Raw genomic sequence first — 16,548 nt, 5'->3', positions numbered from 1 at the left:
ACGGCGGCGTGCCGGAGGTGCGCGATGACCGAAGCAGCCGCTCTGCCCGGGCAGCCGCGCGGGGGCGTGCTCTCGGGGCCCGCCACCGCGCGCGCCGTGAACGTCCTCGCGCCCAATGCCTCCGCCATGACCCTCGACGGCACGAACACCTGGATCGTCTCCGAGCCCGACTCCGAACTCGCCGTCGTCATCGACCCGGGCCCCGACGACGAAGGCCACCTGCAGAGCGTCGTCGCGACCGCCGAGAAGGCGGGCAAGCGGGTCGCCCTGACCCTGCTCACCCACGGCCACCCCGATCACGCGGAGGGCGCCGCCCGGTTCGCGGAGCTGACGGGTACGAAGGTCCGCGCCCTCGACCCCGCGCTGCGGCTCGGCGACGAGGGGCTCGCGGCGGGCAACGTGATCCGGGTCGGCGGCCTCGAAATGCGGGTCGTCCCCACGCCCGGCCACACCGCCGACTCGCTCTGCTTCCATCTGCCGGCCGACAGGGCCGTACTGACCGGCGACACGATCCTCGGGCGCGGAACGACGGTCGTCGCCCACCCGGACGGGCGGCTCGGCGACTACCTCGACTCACTGCGCAGGCTGCGCTCGCTCACGGTCGACGACGGCGTGCACACGGTCCTGCCGGGCCACGGGCCCGTACTCGACGACGCACAGGGCGCGGTCGAGTTCTATCTGGCCCACCGGGCGCACCGCCTCGCCCAGGTGGAGACGGCCGTCGAGGACGGGCATGTCACCGCGGCCGATGTGGTGGCACAGGTGTACGCGGACGTGGACAGGTCGCTGTGGCCTGCGGCGGAGCTGTCGGTGCGGGCGCAGCTGGAGTATCTGCGCGAGCACGGCCTGATCTGAACCCGTCCTGAACTGAGTCCTGTCCTGATCTGAATTGTGTTCGGGGCGGAAACCGCCGACAGGCCCCCAGGCGTCGGCTTCATTGGCCTGTGCTTTACGCTCCGCTTACTTATCGACACCGTTCCTGGGGGGACCAGCGTGTTCGTGCTCTTCATCCTGCTCGTCATCGCGGCAGCCGTGCTGTTCTTCGTCGGCCGCGGCAGCGAAAAGCGCGGGCTCAAGCTCGGCGCGCTCGGAGCCCTGCTCGCGGGCCTCTTCGCGGGGATCGCCAGCTGTGTGCATGTCATCAGCGCCTATGAGGTCGGCGTCCCGGTCACCTTCGGCAAGGTCGGTTCGCCCATGACGCCGGGGATGAACATCACCTCGCCGTTCACCAACGTCACGACCTTCTCCACCCGCCCCGTGGACCTCAGCCTCTCCGACAAGGACGTGGTCGAGGTGCGCTCCTCGCAGGGCGGTGTGATGTACGTGGAGCTCACCGTGAAGTGGGCGGTGACCCCCGCCAAGGCCGTCGAGCTGTACCGGCTCGCGGGCAGCGAGGACGCGATTCAGCAGCGCCTGGTCTTCCCGGACAGCCGGGAGATCGTCCGTAACGTCTTCGCCCGCCACACCAGCGAAGAGGGCTACAGCTCGGCCCGGGAGACGATCAACAGCGAGATCGCCGACCGGATCAAGGAGCGGCTCGCCCCGCGCGGGATCGACGTCACCACCGTCAATCTGCGCAATGTGAAGCCGTCCGACCGGCTCCAGGACCAGATCGACCGCAAGATCCAGCAGCAGCAGGCGACCGAGCGGGCGACGGAAGCGGCACGCACCGCCAAGGCGGAGGCCGAGCGCCGCCGGATCGAGGCCGAGGGCATCGCCAAGGCCAACAAGATCCTGAACGACTCGCTCACCGACAAGGTGCTGACCAACCAGTGCATCGACGCCTTCAAGGAGGCGGCGGCGAAGCACCCGGTGTACGCGGTGCCCTGCGGCGGCGGCAGCGCCAACCCGCTGATCGTGGACGGCACCAAGAACTGACGCAGACATGCGCGAAGGGCCGCTCCCGGTGGGGGCGGCCCTTCCCGTACGAGATGACTCAGCGCGAGCGCTTGGCGAGGCGCTCCACGTCCAGCAGGATCACGGCCCGCGCCTCCAGCCGCAGCCAGCCGCGCTGCGCGAAGTCGGCCAGCGCCTTGTTCACGGTCTCGCGGGAGGCGCCGACCAGCTGGGCGAGCTCTTCCTGGGTCAGGTCGTGGACGACGTGAATGCCCTCCTCCGACTGCACGCCGAAGCGGCGCGACAGGTCGAGGAGCGCACGGGCCACACGGCCCGGTACGTCGGAGAAGACCAGGTCGGACATCTGGTCGTTGGTCTTGCGCAGCCTGCGGGCGACGGCGCGCAGCAGCGCGGTGGCCACCTCCGGCCGGGCGTTCAGCCAGGGCTGCAGATCGCCGTGGCCGAGGCCGAGGAGCTTCACCTCGGTCAGCGCGGTGGCGGTGGCGGTGCGCGGGCCGGGGTCGAAGAGGGACAGCTCGCCGATGAGCTCGCCCGGGCCGAGGACGGCGAGCATGTTCTCGCGGCCGTCGGGGGACGTGCGGTGGAGCTTGACCTTGCCTTCGGTTACCACGTAGAGGCGGTCGCCGGGGTCGCCCTCGTGGAAGAGCGCGTCGCCGCGGGCGAGCGTCACTTCACTCATCGAGGCGCGGAGCTCCGCGGCCTGCTCGTCATCGAGCGCCGCGAAGAGCGGGGCGCGCCGCAGAACGTCGTCCACGTGTTCTCTCCTTGTCGACCTGCTCAGGGACCGTGGCCCATGATGCCGGACCGCGCACCCGAGGTGCGGGCGCAGGTCGGATCCCTGGCCGTAAAACCGTGCGATCAATCACACCAAGTCTGACGCACTGGAGCGCCTGTTCGTGCGGCAGGGGCCCGATTGGGTCCTGATTGGCTGTGACCGGGGCGGATGTCAGTGCCGGCCCGTAGGCTGACCGGGTGTCCAATTCGCCGGTGAGAGCGCAGGCCAAGGGGGCTGGGAGCGTGTCCGGAAAGCAGAATTCCGCTGTGGGCGAACAACCCTCGCTCGGCCCTAAGAGAACGGGCAAATCGCCCAAACTGGAATCGCGGCTGGCCATGGTCCGCCGCGCGCGCCGGATCAATCGGGAGCTCGCCGAGGTCTATCCGTACGCCCACCCGGAGCTGGACTTCACCAACCCCTTCGAGCTGCTCGTCGCCACGGTCCTGTCCGCCCAGACGACGGACCTGCGGGTGAACCAGACCACGCCCGCGCTCTTCGCGAAGTACCCGAGGCCCGAGGACCTCGCCGCCGCGAATCCGGAGGAGGTCGAGGAGCTCATCCGCCCGACAGGGTTCTTCCGGGCCAAGACCAAGTCGATCATGGGCCTCGCGGCCGCGATCCGTGACGACTTCGGCGGCAAGGTCCCCGGCCGCCTCGACGACCTGGTGAAACTGCCGGGAGTGGGCCGCAAGACGGCGTTCGTCGTCCTCGGCAATGCGTTCGGAGTGCCCGGCATCACCGTCGACACCCACTTCCAGCGCCTTGTGCGCCGCTGGAAGCTCACCGAGCAGGAGGACCCGGTGAAGATCGAGGCGGAGATGGCCGCGATCTTCCCCAAGAGCGAGTGGACGATGCTCTCGCACCGGGTGATCTTCCACGGCCGCCGTATGTGCCACGCCCGCAAGCCCGCCTGCGGCGTCTGCCCGATCGCACACCTGTGCCCGGCGTACGGAGAGGGCGAGACGGACCCCGAGAAGGCGAAGAAGCTGCTCAAGTACGAGAAGGGCGGCCAGCCCGGCCAGCGCCTCAACCCGCCCCCGGACTACCCGGGCAAGCCGGCCCCGCCGCTCGGGGCGGGCGGGTGACGTCCCTGAGACGGAGCGACGGAACCATCCACGCGCCCCGAGGCGTTGTGAACGAGGGGTGCCGATGATGCGCGCAGGAGAAGAGACGTACGAGCAGAACTACGACCACGAGGTGGTCGTCACCACCGACGGTCTGCCCGCATGGCTCGACCCCGTCGTGCGTGCCGCGGACACCGTCGAGCCCGAGCAGCTCAGCCGTTTTCTGCCGCCCGAGAGCGGCCGCGGCCGGCAGTCCGCCGTCCTGATCCTGCTCGGCGAGGGCGACAAGGGGCCCGAGCTGCTGCTCATGGAGCGTGCCGGGAGCCTGCGCTCCCATCCCGGGCAGCCCTCCTTCCCCGGCGGTGCGCTCGATCCCGAGGACGGCGATCCGGCCACCACCGGGCCACTGCGCGCCGCGCTGCGCGAGGCCGAGGAGGAGACCGGCCTCGACCCGGCGGGCGTCCAGATCTTCGGCGTGCTGCCCAAGCTCTACATCCCGGTGAGCAGTTTCGTCGTCACGCCCGTACTGGGATGGTGGCGCACCCCGAGCCCGGTCGGAGCGGTCGACCCCGCCGAGACCGCCCGGGTCTTCACCGTGCCCGTGGTGGATCTCACGGACCCGGCCAACCGTGCGACGGCCGTGCACCCGAGCGGACACAGCGGTCCGGCCTTTATGGTCGAGGGGGCTCTGGTCTGGGGTTTTACCGCGGGTGTGATCGACCGCATTCTGCATTTCGCCGGATGGGAACGACCATGGGACCGCGCCAAGCAGGTCCCGCTCGACTGGCGCTCATGACAGGCTGAACCCCAGCCGCTCCAGCCGGACGGAGCAGGCGCCGACGAATCTGCGAGGCAAATGACGGTGAACGTGCTGGACATTCTGTTGCTGGTCGCCGCCGTGTGGTTCGCGATCGTCGGCTACCGACAGGGTTTCGTCGTCGGCATCCTTTCGGTGATCGGTTTCCTCGGTGGCGGTCTCGTCGCCGTGTATCTGCTGCCCGTGCTCTGGGGCCAGCTGACGAACGATTCCGACGTGTCCACCACAGCAGCGGTCGTGGCCGTCGTCATCGTGATCGTCTGCGCCTCGGTGGGGCAGGCCTTCACCACGCACCTCGGCAACAAACTCCGCCGGTACATCACCTGGACGCCCGCGCGTGCCCTGGACGCGACCGGGGGCGCGCTGGTCAACGTCGTGGCGATGCTGCTGGTCGCGTGGCTGATCGGTTCCGCACTCGCCGGGACCGCCCTGCCGACGCTCGGCAAGGAGGTCCGCAGCTCCAAGGTGCTGCTCGGGGTCTCCCGGGTGATGCCCAGTCAGGCCAACACCTGGTTCACGGACTTTTCCTCCGTTCTCGCGCAGAACGGCTTCCCGCAGGTCTTCAGCCCGTTCTCGAACGAGCCCATCACGGAGGTCCAGGCGCCCGACCCGGCGCTCGCGGGCAGCCCGGTGGCCGCACGCGCCCAGCGGTCCATCGTCAAGGTCGTCGGCACGGCCCAGAGCTGCGGCAAGGTGCTCGAAGGCACGGGCTTCGTCTTCTCCGACCGCCGCGTGATGACCAATGCCCATGTCGTCGGCGGCGTCGACGAGCCGACCGTCCAGATCGGCGGCGAGGGCAAGCTGTACGACGCGAAGGTCGTGCTCTACGACTGGCAGCGCGACATCGCCGTACTGGACGTGCCCGATCTGAAGGCGCGGCCGCTCCAGTTCGCCGACACCGACGCCCGCAGCGGCAACAGCGCGATCGTCGCGGGCTTCCCGGAGAACGGCTCGTACGACGTGCGCTCGGCCCGTGTCCGCGGCCGGATCAACGCCAACGGCCCGGACATCTACCACCGCGGCACGGTGCGCCGTGATGTCTACTCGCTGTTCACGACGGTCCGTCAGGGCAACTCCGGCGGCCCGCTGCTCACGCCCGACGGCAGGGTGTACGGCGTGATCTTCGCCCGTTCGCTGGACGACCCGAACACCGGATACGCGCTGTCGGTCGACGAGATCCGCGAGGACATCTCGTTCGGCCTGACCGCGAACCAGCAGGTCGACAGCCAGGGGTGCGCGCTGTAGCCCTCAGCCGTACGGGGTTCTGTGCGGGACGGCGTTAGGCCGTACGAGGAGCCGTACGGGCCGGCCCTGAGCCGCCTGGACCGTCAGCCGCGGGTATGCCGCAGCCGCGCCGAGACCCATCGGGCCCGGCGCCGCAGGATGCGTGGAATGCCGATCCCCTGCCCGGGATGCTCATGGCCCTCACCTTGGGAGCCACCCCTCTCGCGGGTGACCGGCCCATTGGCCGAGCGGCGGTTGCGTGCTGCGTCACCGTAGTCGTACGTCCAGCCCATACACCGACGTGTGCCCGTGCCCCATGGTCGGTAACCGCGCCCGGGGCGGCCAATTGGCCTATGCGCCGGGCAATTGGCTGTTCGTCGTACAAGCGTTCAGGGATGTGGGTGCAGAGCCACCCGCCGGGCTAGCGGTCGGGTTCCGGGTCCTTGAGCCAGGCGATGAGCTCCTTGGAGAACCCCGCCGGATCCTCCTCGTGCGGAAAGTGGCCGAGGCCGTCGAACAGTCGCCAGCGGTACGGCGCTTCCACGTACTCGCCCGAGCCCGCCGCGCTGCGCGTCCGCATCGCCGGGTCCAGCGACCCGTGCAGATGCAGCGTCGGGACCCGCACCGGGCGTTTCATCCGGCGGTTGAACTGGATCCCGTCCGGCCGCGCCATCGACCGCACCATCCACCGGTACGGCTCGATCGAGCAGTGCGCCGTCGACGGGATGCTCATCGCCCGCCGGTAGACGTCGATCGCGTCCTCCTCCGGCAGTTGCGGCCCGGACCAGTCCTGGATGAGCCGGCCCACCAAGGCCGCGTCGTCCGCGACGAGCTGACGCTCCGGAATCCACGGCCGCTGGAAGCCCCAGATGTACGAGCCCGCCCGGCTCTGCGAGAAGTCGGAGAGCATCGCCGACCGCCAGCGCCGGGGGTGCGGCATCGAGGAGACCGCGAGCCGGCGCACCAGCTTGGGCCGCATCACCGCCGCGGTCCACGCCAGATAGCCGCCGAGGTCGTGGCCCACCAGCGCCGCGTCCGGCTCGCCGAGCGAGCGCACCACGCCGGTGATGTCGAGCGCGAGGTTCGCGGGGTCGTAACCCCGCGGCGTACGGTCGCTTCCGCCCACTCCCCGCAAATCCATCGCAACTGCCCGGAACCCGGCGTCGGCGAGCGCGGTCAGCTGATGCCGCCAGGTCCACCAGAACTGCGGAAAGCCGTGCAGCAGCAACACCAGCGGCCCATCGCCCATCTCGGCGATATGGAAGCGCGCACCATTGGCCGCCACGTCGCGATGAGTCCAGGGACCATCGATGCGTACGGGGCTTCCAGAACCGGTATCAGGGGCCGTCATGCAGACGAGCGTGCCACACCCGAGCACCCCTCGGTCGCCATGCCCACCCGAGGGGGAGCGACGGGCGGGACCCAGGGGATGCTCCGCCGGTGCTCACGGCCCCGCGACCGTGGTCCTCAGGCCGCGACCTTGTCCTGCGCCGGGCGGGTGTGCGGCTTGACGCCCTGCAGTACGGCGGCCGTCTGTTTGGCCGACGCGATGGTCTTCTCCGGCGGCTTGACCTTTTTGAACTTGGCCACGGCCAGCAGCGCGAGCAGCGCCGCGAGCAGCAGATACGCACCGCCCACGATCAGGAACGACCACGCCAGGCCGAGACCCAGATTGTGGATCCCGTACACCGCCGCGAAGCTCAGCACCGGCAGCGAGAAGAGCACGAACACTCCTGCGACGGTGAAGGCCACACCGCCCATCACGCCCCGCATGACGTCCTGCCGCAGTTCCGCCTTGGCCAGGGCGATCTCGTCGTGCACGAGCGCGGACATCTCGGCGGTCGCCGAGGCGACCAGCTGGCCGAGACTGCGCTCGGCGCCGACGACGTTCGCCGCGGTGTTGCCGGGGTCGCTCATCGCTGACTCCCTCTCCTCATCGGCGGATCCGATGTCAGTTCCGATCTCAGTTCCGATGTCAGATCATGCCGGACCGTCGCCGCCCTCGTGCGACGCCCCCGCCAGTTCGGCCTTGCGACGGTGCTCCGCGGCCTTCTCCTCATAGATCGCAGCCATCCGAAGGTGGTATTCCGGGTTGTCCTGTTCATAGATGTCCGGGATGCCGTCCTGGTCATCGTCGCGTTCCTCCGCCTCGACGAGCGCGTTGTACTTCCGTACGCGCAATTTGAGCAGAATCGCGGCGAACACGGCGGCGATCAGGGAGCCCATGAGGACGGCGGCCTTGACCTCCTCGGTGAGTACCGGGCTGCCCGCGAAGGCGAGTTCGGCGATGAGAAGGGAGACGGTGAAGCCGATTCCGGCGAGCGCGGCGACGGCGAAGACGTCCGGCCAGGCCAGATCCTCATTGAGCTCCGCCCGGGTGAAGCGGGCGGCGAGCCAGGTGCCGCCGAAGATGCCGAGGGTCTTGCCGACCACCAGGCCGAGGACGACGCCGAGGGGTTCCGGCTTGGTGAAGACGTCGGTGAGCAGGTCGCCGGAGACGACCACTCCCGCGGAGAAGAGCGCGAACAGCGGTACGGCGAGTCCCGCGGAGAGCGGCCGTACCAGGTGCTCGATGTGCTCGGCGGGGGAGTGCTCCTCCCCCTCGCGCCTGGTGCAGCGCAGCATCAGGCCCATGGAGACACCGGCGATGGTGGCGTGGATGCCGCTGTTGTACGTCAGCCCCCAGATGACGAGGGCCATCGGGACGTACACGTACCAGCCGCGCACGCCCTTGTGCAGGAGCAGCCAGAAGACACCGAGGCCGACGACGGCACCGCCCAGCGCCGCGAAGTTCAGCTCGTCGGTGAAGAAGACGGCGATGATCAGGATCGCGAAGAGATCGTCGACGACGGCGAGGGTGAGCAGGAACGCGCGCAGCGCGGAGGGCAGCGAGGTGCCGATGACCGCGAGGACGGCGAGCGCGAAAGCGATGTCGGTGGCGGTCGGTACGGCCCAGCCCTCGGTGGAACCGCCGCCGGCGGTGGTGACGACGAGATAGACGAGCGCGGGCATGGCCATCCCGCAGACCGCGGCGATCACGGGCAGCGCGGCGGCCTTGGGTTCACGCAGCTCCCCGGCCACGAGTTCCCGCTTGAGCTCGATCCCGGCGACGAAGAAGAAGAGGGCGAGCAGTCCGTCGGCGGCCCAGTGCTCGATCGAGAGATCGAGGCCGAGGGCGGAGGGGCCTATGTGGAAGTCGCGTACGGACTCATAGCTGTCACCCAGGGGGGTGTTGGCCCAGATGAGTGCGGCGACGGCGGCGACGAGAAGAAGGACACCGCCCACGGTCTCGGCCCGCAGTGCGTCCGCGACGAATGTCCGCTCGGGGAGGGAGAGACGTCCGAGGAACTTGCGGGGGGTGGAGGTGGGCGCGGCCACGTCGGGGGACCTCCGGTCGGGTGGGCAGGGCAGAGCACATGCCGACCAGACTTCCCGGCGCACCTAGGTTTTCTTGCTGCGTCATTGACGCGGTCCTTAGTTTACCTAAGAGCGCAAGGGCGTATCCGGTGAGGCTCACTTTAAGGGGCATATAGGACACGCGTCGCGCTGTCAGGGGCGGTTGCGAGAGCCCGCGGCACGGAGTCACCGCGTCCGGGGGCGTCCGGGCCCGCCCCGGCACGGACACGAGGGGAGGGTCCGGCCACACGCGGCCGGACCCTCCCCCAGGCCCCTGGATCAGTCCTCGCTCGCCGCCGTGGGCAGCTTCGTCTGGATCAGGTCCATCACCGACGAGTCCGTGAGTGTCGTGACATCGCCCAGCTGCCGGTTCTCCGCGACATCCCGCAGCAGTCGCCGCATGATCTTGCCCGAGCGGGTCTTCGGCAGCTCCGCCACCGGCAGTACGCGCTTCGGCTTGGCGATCGGCCCGAGCGTCGCGCCGACGTGGTTGCGCAGGTCGTTCACCAGGTTCTCGTCCTCGCTCGCCGTACCCCGCAGGATCACGAACGCCACGATGGCCTGACCCGTCGTCTCGTCCGCGGCGCCGACGACCGCCGCCTCGGCGACCTTCGGGTGCGAGACCAGCGCCGACTCCACCTCGGTCGTCGAGATGTTGTGCCCGGACACGAGCATCACGTCATCGACGCGCCCCAGCAGCCAGATGTCGCCGTCGTCGTCCTTCTTGGCGCCGTCGCCCGCGAAGTACTTGCCCGCGAAGCGCGACCAGTACGTGTCGATGAAGCGCTGGTCGTCGCCCCAGATGGTGCGGAGCATCGACGGCCACGGCTCGGTCAGCACCAGGTAGCCGCCGCCTCCGTCCGGAACCTCGTTGGCCTCGTCGTCGACGACGGTGGCCGCGATGCCGGGCAGGGCGCGCTGGGCGGAGCCGGGCTTGGTGGCGGTGACGCCGGGCAGGGGGCTGATCATCATGGCGCCGGTCTCGGTCTGCCACCAGGTGTCCACGATCGGGCAGCGGTTGCCGCCGATGTGCTCCCGGTACCACATCCAGGCCTCCGGGTTGATCGGTTCGCCGACCGATCCGAGCACCCGCAGCGAGGACAGGTCGAACTTGGCGGGGATGTCGTCTCCCCACTTCATGAACGTGCGGATCGCGGTCGGCGCCGTGTACAGGATGGTGACGCCGTACTTCTGCACGATCTCCCAGAAGCGGCCCTGGTGCGGCGTGTCGGGCGTGCCCTCGTACATGACCTGGGTCGCGCCGTTGGCGAGCGGCCCGTACGCGATGTACGAGTGGCCGGTCACCCAGCCGACGTCGGCCGTGCACCAGTACACGTCCGTCTCCGGCTTGAGGTCGAAGACGGCGTGGTGGGTGTACGCCGCCTGGGTGAGGTAGCCGCCGGAGGTGTGCAGGATGCCCTTCGGCTTACCCGTCGTACCCGAGGTGTAGAGGATGAACAGCGGGTGCTCGGCGTCGAAGGCCTCGGGTGTGTGCTCGGCGGACTGGCGCTCGACGAGCTCGTGCCACCACGCGTCGCGGCCCTCGGTCCAGGCGACGTCTTGGCCGGTTCGGCGCACCACGAGGACGTGCTCGACGTTGTCGACGCGGTCGATCGCGTCGTCCACGGCCGGCTTGAGTGCGGCCGGCTTGCCGCGCCGGTAGCCGCCGTCGGCCGTGATGACGACCTTGGCGTCGGCGTCCTGGATACGGGTCGCGAGCGCGTCGGCCGAGAAGCCGCCGAAGACCACCGAGTGCGCGGCGCCGATGCGGGCGCAGGCCAGCATCGCCACGACCGTCTCGGGGATCATCGGCATGTAGACGGCGACGCGGTCGCCCTTGCTGACGCCGAGCTCGGTCAACGCGTTCGCGGCGCGGCTGACCTCGTCCTTGAGCTCGGCGTAGGTGATCGCGCGGCTGTCGCCGGGCTCGCCCTCGAAGTGGATGGCGACCCGGTCGCCGTTGCCCGCTTCGACATGGCGGTCCACGCAGTTGTACGCGACGTTCAGCGTGCCGTCCGCGAACCACTTCGCGAAGGGCGGGTTGGACCAGTCGAGGGTCTCGGTCGGTTCGGTGGCCCAGCTGAGCCGCCTCGCCTGCTCGGCCCAGAAGCCAAGCCTGTCAGCCTCGGCCTGCTCGTACGCCTCCGCCGTCACGTTGGCGTGCGCGGCCAGCTCCGCCGGCGGTGCGAACCGCCGCTCTTCCTTGAGCAGGTTGGCCAGGCTTTCGTTACTCACGACATCTCCCTTTCCCAGGGCGTCCTATGTGCCTATGTGTCCCAAGCCATAGCTCATCAGCCAGAGGGCCAGGTGACAAGAGCCATCCGGAAATTGGTTTAGACCTATTGAGCCTGTGGTGAAACAATGGGTGGCCCCTCCTCCCCGGGCGGCGGGAAAGAGGGGCCATACGGTCTCACGTACGGGGCCGACGAGCGGTTCAGGCGCGCAACTCCTGCAGCGCCGAAGGAGCAGGTGCGACCCGGTCGAAGACCTCGTCGATCTCGTGCTCGTCGCTGCTCGCGAGGAGATACGCCTGAGCCTCGCCGACATGGAAGTACATGCCGTGCAGCTCCAGCGTCCCTTCGGCGAGCCGCCTGGCCACCGATTCGTGGGCGCGCAGATGCTCCAACTGCTGGACCACATTGGTCAGACACAGCTGCTCCACCGCGTCGGTGGGCATCCGCCCGGAGATCCTCGCCCAGGAACGGTGCCTGCTCCTCATCCGCTCAAGGCTCGGCTGCCCGTGCCGCAGCCAGCGCCGCAGAGGGGTCTGGACGCTTGCGGGCGGTCCGTTCAGCAGCGCCTGCATCGCGCCGCAGCCGGAGTGGCCGCAGATGGTGATCGAGTCGACCTCCAGCACATCGACGGCGTACTCGATGGCCGCGGCCACCGAATCGTCGCTGCTCTCCGCCCCGGGCAGCGGAACCAGATTTCCCACATTGCGTACGGTGAACAGATCGCCCGGCCCACTGGCTGTGATCATGCTGGTGACCAGCCGGGAGTCGGCGCATGTGAGGAAGAGCTGCGAGGGGCGCTGCCCCTCGCGCGCCAGCCGCGCCAGCTCGTCGCGCACGAGCGGGGCCGTATTGCGCTGGAACGAGCTGAGTCCGCTGGCCAGTTGATGCGCGTACGCCTGCCGGGGGCGGCCGTCGCTGCAGTGATGATTGCGCCAGGGAGTCCAGGGGCGGCAGCAACCGTGCGTCTCGGAGGCCGACTCGCTGATCCGCCCCCCGGCCCGGCCGGTGAACTCCACCGTCCCGCCCTGCGCGACGTGCGAGGCCTGCCAGCCGTGCAGCGCCTCGTACGCCGCATGGTCCATGAAGGAGCCGTCCAACTCGACGACACAATGGGCTCCTTGGGGCACCTGACCCAGCGTCCGGCTCAGCCGCGGCACGGCCAGAAACGTCAACTGGCCACGCGCCCGCACCAGGTGGACCCCCTCCCGCTCGTCCGTGGTGATCCGGGTCCGGGTCAGCCGGCGCAGAGCCACCGCGACGGCCACGGCGATTCCGATGGCCACACCTTCCAGTACGCCCGCGAGCACGACCGACGCCAGCGTCACCGCGTACACGAGGATCTCCCGGTTCCGCCGCACGCTGCGCAGATGCGTGATGCTGACCATCTGTACGCCCACGACCATCACCAGCGCCGCCAGCGCGCCCAGCGGGATCAGATCGAGCACGGGCACCAGCAGGAGTGCGGCGACCGTGATCCACAGACCGTGCAGCATCGTGGCGTTCCGGCTCACCGCGCCTGCGGACACATTGGCGGCGCTGCGGACGGCGACCCCGGTGACGGGCAGCCCGCCGAGCGCACCGGCGACGACATTCGCAGCCCCCTGCCCCGCCAGCTCACGGTCGAGACGGGCGCGCGGAATGCGGTCGCCCGGCTCCTTGCGCGCAGACACCAGGTTGTCGACGGCAACCGCCGACAGGAGCGATTCCACGCTGGCCACCAGGGTGATGGTGAGGACGGCGGCGAGGATGCCGAGTACCGGCCCTTGGGGCAGCTCGGGCAGGGCATGGCTGCTCCAGGACGGCAGATCGACGCGCGGCAGGCTCAGCCCCGCGACCACGGCGAACGTGGTCGCTCCTGCCACTGCGGCGAGTGCGGCCGGGATCTTCCGTACGACTCGCCCCACGTGCCCGGGAATCCGCGCCCACACCAGCAGTACGGCAATGGTCAGAAGGCTGGCCGACAGCGCGGCCGGGTGGACGTTGGCCAACTGGGCCGGAAGGGACCGGACATTGTCGATCGCGGAGCTCTGCGGGGTGGCGCCGAGGACGATATGGAGTTGTGCGAGGGCGATCGTGACGCCGATGCCGGCCAGCATGCCGTGCACGATCGCCGGGCTGACGGCGAGAGCGGAGCGGGCCACCCGCAGGGCGGCCAGCCCGAGTTGGGCGATTCCGGCGAGGACGGTGATGGCGCAGGTGGTGCGCCAGCCGTACTGCTGGATCAGATCGGCGGTGACGACGGTCAGCCCGGCGGCGGGACCGCTGACCTGAAGCGGCGCTCCGCCGAGCCGGCCGGCGACGATTCCGCCGACGGCAGCGGCCACCAGCCCGGCCTGGAGGGGGGCGCCGGTGGCGAGCGCGATGCCGAGCGAGAGCGGCAGCGCGATCAGAAAGACGGAGATCGAGGCGGACAGATCGGCGCCCGCGATGCGGAAACGGTGGGGCGGGCGGTCCTTGCTCTTTCGGGACTGTCGGGATTTTCGGGTTGTGCGGGGCTTTCGGGTTTTGCGGAAGGGGCCTTCGGTGCGAGTGGGGGCGCAGGCAGACATGGTTCCCGTCTCCTCCGGGGCAGCGCGGTCGCGGAATGTGGGGACGCGGCCGTGGGTCACGGCGTGCAGCGGCGGGATTCTCAACTCTCGGTAAATGGATCGTAATGCAGAGTAAAGACTGCGGCATTATTTTCGGGGCAAATGGGGCAGCATTTCACCCGTTCTGGTGATTAGTACTTTGAACGCGGCTCGTCGCACCCTTCCCCCACCCACCGCGATGCGAGCTTGACGGCGCCATGGGCAATGCGTCGTACAGGCATATAGGCATAAGAAAGTGGGTGGGCGGATGAAGGCCGCCACGAGGAGGATCGCCGTTGGGGTAGTCGCCACGGTGCTGATCGCAGAACTCGCCGGCTGTTCCGTACTGGACGCGGCTGACGGCTCCGCCGCCGCCAAGCAGGGTGCCCACGCAGCGAGGAAGGGCGCCCCGGCTCCCAAGAGCGCGGTACGCCTCATCGGCGACGGATCCACCGCGTTCACCGGACCCCAGTCCGGTCTCCTCAAAGCGCGGCGCCTGAAGCCGGGGCAGCAACCGCCGCAGTTCGTGGTGTTCTCCTGGGACGGGGCCGGCGAGGACAGCCAGAAACTCTTCTCGCACTTCCGCAAGGTCGGCAGGAAGTACGACGCGACCATGACCTACTTCCTCAGCGGCGTCTATCTGCTGCCGGAGGAGAAGGCGAACCTCTACGACCCGCCCCAGCACTCACCCGGCCGCTCAGACATCGGCTTCAACGACACCCAGGGCATCCGTGACACCGTGCGTCAGCTGAGCGGCGCCTGGCAGGACGGCAACGAGGTGGGCACCCACTTCAACGGCCACTTCTGCGGCAATGAGGGGGGTGTCGGCCAGTGGTCCGTCGACGAGTGGAAGAGCGAGATCAGCCAGGCCAAGTCATTCGTGAAGAACTGGCGGACCAACGCGGGCCTGGAGGGCGAGCAGCCGCTGCCCTTCGACTACGACAAGGAGCTCATCGGCGCCCGGACCCCCTGCCTCGAAGGCCGCACGAACTTTGTGCGCGCCGCCGCCGAGCTGGGCTTCCGCTATGACACCAGCGGCATCAACGACCAGGTCTGGCCCAAGAAGGACCTCGGTCTGTGGGACCTCTCCCTGCAAATGGTCCCCGTCCCCGGCCGGGCGTTCGAGACCTTGTCCATGGACTACAACTTCATGGTCAATCAGTCCGGGACGGTCAAGGGCGACCCCTCGAAGTACGAGTACTGGGGCAATCAGATGCGGGACGGGCTGGTGAAGGCCTTCGACCGCGCCTACAACGGCAACCGCGCGCCGCTGATCATCGGCAACCACTTCGAATCCTGGAACGGCGGCACATATATGCGCGCGGTCGAGGAGACGATCGCGACGGTCTGTGTGAAGCGGGACGTGAAGTGCGTGTCCTTCCGGCAACTGGCCGACTGGCTGGACGCGCAGGACCCCGAGGTCTTGCGGAAGCTCCGCACGCTCCAGGTCGGCCAGGCCCCGATGAACGGCTGGGCGGCCTTCCTCGCCACCCAGCCGGCGGGCGCACCGGGCTCAATCAAGGCAAAGCAGGCTGAGCCCCACTGACATCGGGCCCCGCACTTCCTCCTTGGGCGCCCCTGGCGCCGTTCGACGCCGGGGGCATCTCCTCAGCCGGGCTGAGGTACGGCGGCAGGCTCGGCCAGCACGAAGGCCCCGTCGACCTGCGCCGCAAGGTCGGCTCCTGTCTTCGCGTTCCCCCAGCTCTCCGCGTTCCTCAGGTGGAAGTGCACCATCTGGCGGGTGTAGCGCTCCCAGTCGCGGTCTTCGTACGAGTCCTCCGCGGCGTTCTGCAAGGCCTGCAGCGACATGCGGTTCTCGGCCTCCAGCTGGTCGAAGCGGGGCGGCCGTCCCTTCTCCATCGCACGTACCCAGCCGGAGTGCCCGACGGTCACCAGCAGGTCCTCGCCGACCTCGTCGCGCAGGAAGTCGACGTCGTCCGGACCCTGCACCTTGTTGCCGACGACCTTCAGGGCGACGCCGAAGTCCTGTGCGTACTCCTTGTACTGGCGGTAGACCGAGACCCCCTTGCGCGTCGGCTCGGCCACCAGAAACGTCATGTCGAAGCGGGTGAACATCCCGGAGGCGAAGGAGTCCGACCCCGCAGTCATGTCGACGACCACATACTCCTCGGGACCGTCGACCAGGTGATTGAGGCAGAGCTCGACCGCGCCGACCTTGGAGTGATAGCAGGACACCCCGAGATCCGACTCGGTGAAGGGACCCGTGGCCATCAGCCTGATGTCCCCGTCGTCGAGGCGCACGCTGACCGCGCAGGCGTCATAGACCGGGTTGTCCTCGCAGACACGCAGCAGTCGCGAGCCCTCCCCCGGGGGCGTGGTCTTGATCATCGTCTCGGCAGAGGTGATCCGGGGGTTGGAGCCCCGTAGATAGTCCTTGATCAGCGACAGATGCGCGCCCATCGCGGGCAGCGCGGCGGCCTCTGCCTCATCGAGCCCGAGCGCGGCCCCCAGATGCTGATTGATGTCGGCGTCCACCGCGACGACGGGGGCTTCATTGGCGGCAAGGTGGCGGATGAAGAGCGAGGACAGCGTCGTCTTGCCGCTGCCGCCCTTCCCTACGAAAGCGATCTTCATGTTCACCTAGGGTAGTGGG

The 16,548-nt window shown here is 69.1% G+C and carries 14 protein-coding genes; 6 read left to right on the top strand and 8 right to left on the bottom strand.

What is annotated here, in order from left to right; all coding sequences use genetic code 11:
• The first annotated feature begins 24 nt into the window (after positions 1-24).
• Together OHA61_RS17380 and OHA61_RS17375 are read left to right on the top strand one after the other, a co-directional pair.
• Positions 25-855 carry an MBL fold metallo-hydrolase gene (locus OHA61_RS17380; protein ID WP_361907186.1) on the top strand — a complete coding sequence of 277 codons (831 nt, stop codon included), beginning with the start codon at positions 25-27 and terminating at the stop codon, positions 853-855.
• A 138-nt stretch (positions 856-993) separates the two neighbouring features.
• Positions 994-1,878 carry a prohibitin family protein gene (locus tag OHA61_RS17375; protein ID WP_361907184.1) on the top strand — a complete coding sequence of 295 codons (885 nt, stop codon included), beginning with the start codon at positions 994-996 and terminating at the stop codon, positions 1,876-1,878.
• Positions 1,879-1,936: 58 nt separating this feature from the next.
• On the opposite strand, the gene OHA61_RS17370 is transcribed toward OHA61_RS17375, so the two are convergent.
• On the bottom strand, positions 1,937-2,611 hold the full coding sequence (locus tag OHA61_RS17370) for a Crp/Fnr family transcriptional regulator (RefSeq protein WP_017947815.1): 675 nt from the start codon (positions 2,609-2,611) through the stop codon (positions 1,937-1,939).
• A gap of 263 nt (positions 2,612-2,874) precedes the next feature.
• On the opposite strand from OHA61_RS17370, the gene nth reads away from it, so the two are divergent.
• The 3 genes from nth (at position 2,875) to OHA61_RS17355 (ending at position 5,758) form a co-directional block, all read left to right on the top strand.
• Entirely contained in the window at positions 2,875-3,717 is an 843-nt protein-coding gene (gene nth / locus OHA61_RS17365; RefSeq protein ID WP_406303787.1) for an endonuclease III, read from the top strand.
• Positions 3,718-3,781: 64 nt separating this feature from the next.
• Positions 3,782-4,492 (top strand): CoA pyrophosphatase, encoded by a 711-nt coding sequence (locus tag OHA61_RS17360; RefSeq protein WP_328673346.1) that lies wholly within the window; start codon positions 3,782-3,784, stop codon positions 4,490-4,492.
• A gap of 66 nt (positions 4,493-4,558) precedes the next feature.
• Positions 4,559-5,758 carry a MarP family serine protease gene (locus tag OHA61_RS17355; protein ID WP_266481616.1) on the top strand — a complete coding sequence of 400 codons (1,200 nt, stop codon included), beginning with the start codon at positions 4,559-4,561 and terminating at the stop codon, positions 5,756-5,758.
• A gap of 83 nt (positions 5,759-5,841) precedes the next feature.
• Here OHA61_RS17355 and OHA61_RS17350 read toward each other — a convergent pair whose 3' ends face one another.
• The 6 genes from OHA61_RS17350 to OHA61_RS17325 form a co-directional block, all read right to left on the bottom strand.
• Complete coding sequence (locus tag OHA61_RS17350) at positions 5,842-6,030, bottom strand: hypothetical protein (RefSeq protein ID WP_324975437.1); 189 nt, start codon at positions 6,028-6,030, stop codon at positions 5,842-5,844.
• A gap of 128 nt (positions 6,031-6,158) precedes the next feature.
• On the bottom strand, positions 6,159-7,088 hold the full coding sequence (locus OHA61_RS17345; protein ID WP_324975439.1) for an alpha/beta hydrolase: 930 nt from the start codon (positions 7,086-7,088) through the stop codon (positions 6,159-6,161).
• Between the two features lie 116 nt (positions 7,089-7,204).
• On the bottom strand, positions 7,205-7,654 hold the full coding sequence (locus OHA61_RS17340; protein ID WP_406303786.1) for a phage holin family protein: 450 nt from the start codon (positions 7,652-7,654) through the stop codon (positions 7,205-7,207).
• A 63-nt stretch (positions 7,655-7,717) separates the two neighbouring features.
• A complete protein-coding gene (nhaA, locus tag OHA61_RS17335) occupies positions 7,718-9,115 on the bottom strand; it encodes a Na+/H+ antiporter NhaA (RefSeq protein ID WP_406303785.1) in 1,398 nt (465 codons plus the stop codon).
• 297 nt (positions 9,116-9,412) lie between these two features.
• The gene (acs, locus tag OHA61_RS17330; RefSeq protein ID WP_406303784.1) at positions 9,413-11,368 is read right to left on the bottom strand and encodes an acetate--CoA ligase; all 1,956 of its coding nucleotides are present in this window, start codon (positions 11,366-11,368) and stop codon (positions 9,413-9,415) included.
• A gap of 199 nt (positions 11,369-11,567) precedes the next feature.
• The gene (locus OHA61_RS17325; RefSeq protein WP_406303783.1) at positions 11,568-13,916 is read right to left on the bottom strand and encodes a bifunctional SulP family inorganic anion transporter/carbonic anhydrase; all 2,349 of its coding nucleotides are present in this window, start codon (positions 13,914-13,916) and stop codon (positions 11,568-11,570) included.
• A 286-nt stretch (positions 13,917-14,202) separates the two neighbouring features.
• On the opposite strand from OHA61_RS17325, the gene OHA61_RS17320 reads away from it, so the two are divergent.
• Entirely contained in the window at positions 14,203-15,480 is a 1,278-nt protein-coding gene (locus tag OHA61_RS17320; protein ID WP_406303782.1) for a hypothetical protein, read from the top strand.
• A gap of 62 nt (positions 15,481-15,542) precedes the next feature.
• Here the strand turns inward: OHA61_RS17320 and OHA61_RS17315 are convergent, their stop codons facing one another.
• Positions 15,543-16,529, bottom strand: coding sequence for an ATP-binding protein (locus tag OHA61_RS17315; protein WP_406303781.1), 987 nt, complete (start codon positions 16,527-16,529; stop codon positions 15,543-15,545).
• Positions 16,530-16,548 lie beyond the last annotated feature (19 nt).

Origin of the sequence: Streptomyces sp. NBC_00885 (assembly GCF_045207475.1) — a bacterium.
Lineage (GTDB): Bacteria > Actinomycetota > Actinomycetes > Streptomycetales > Streptomycetaceae > Streptomyces.
Note: the sequence above shows the minus strand (reverse complement) of the source record. Positions and strands in the feature narration are given on the sequence as shown.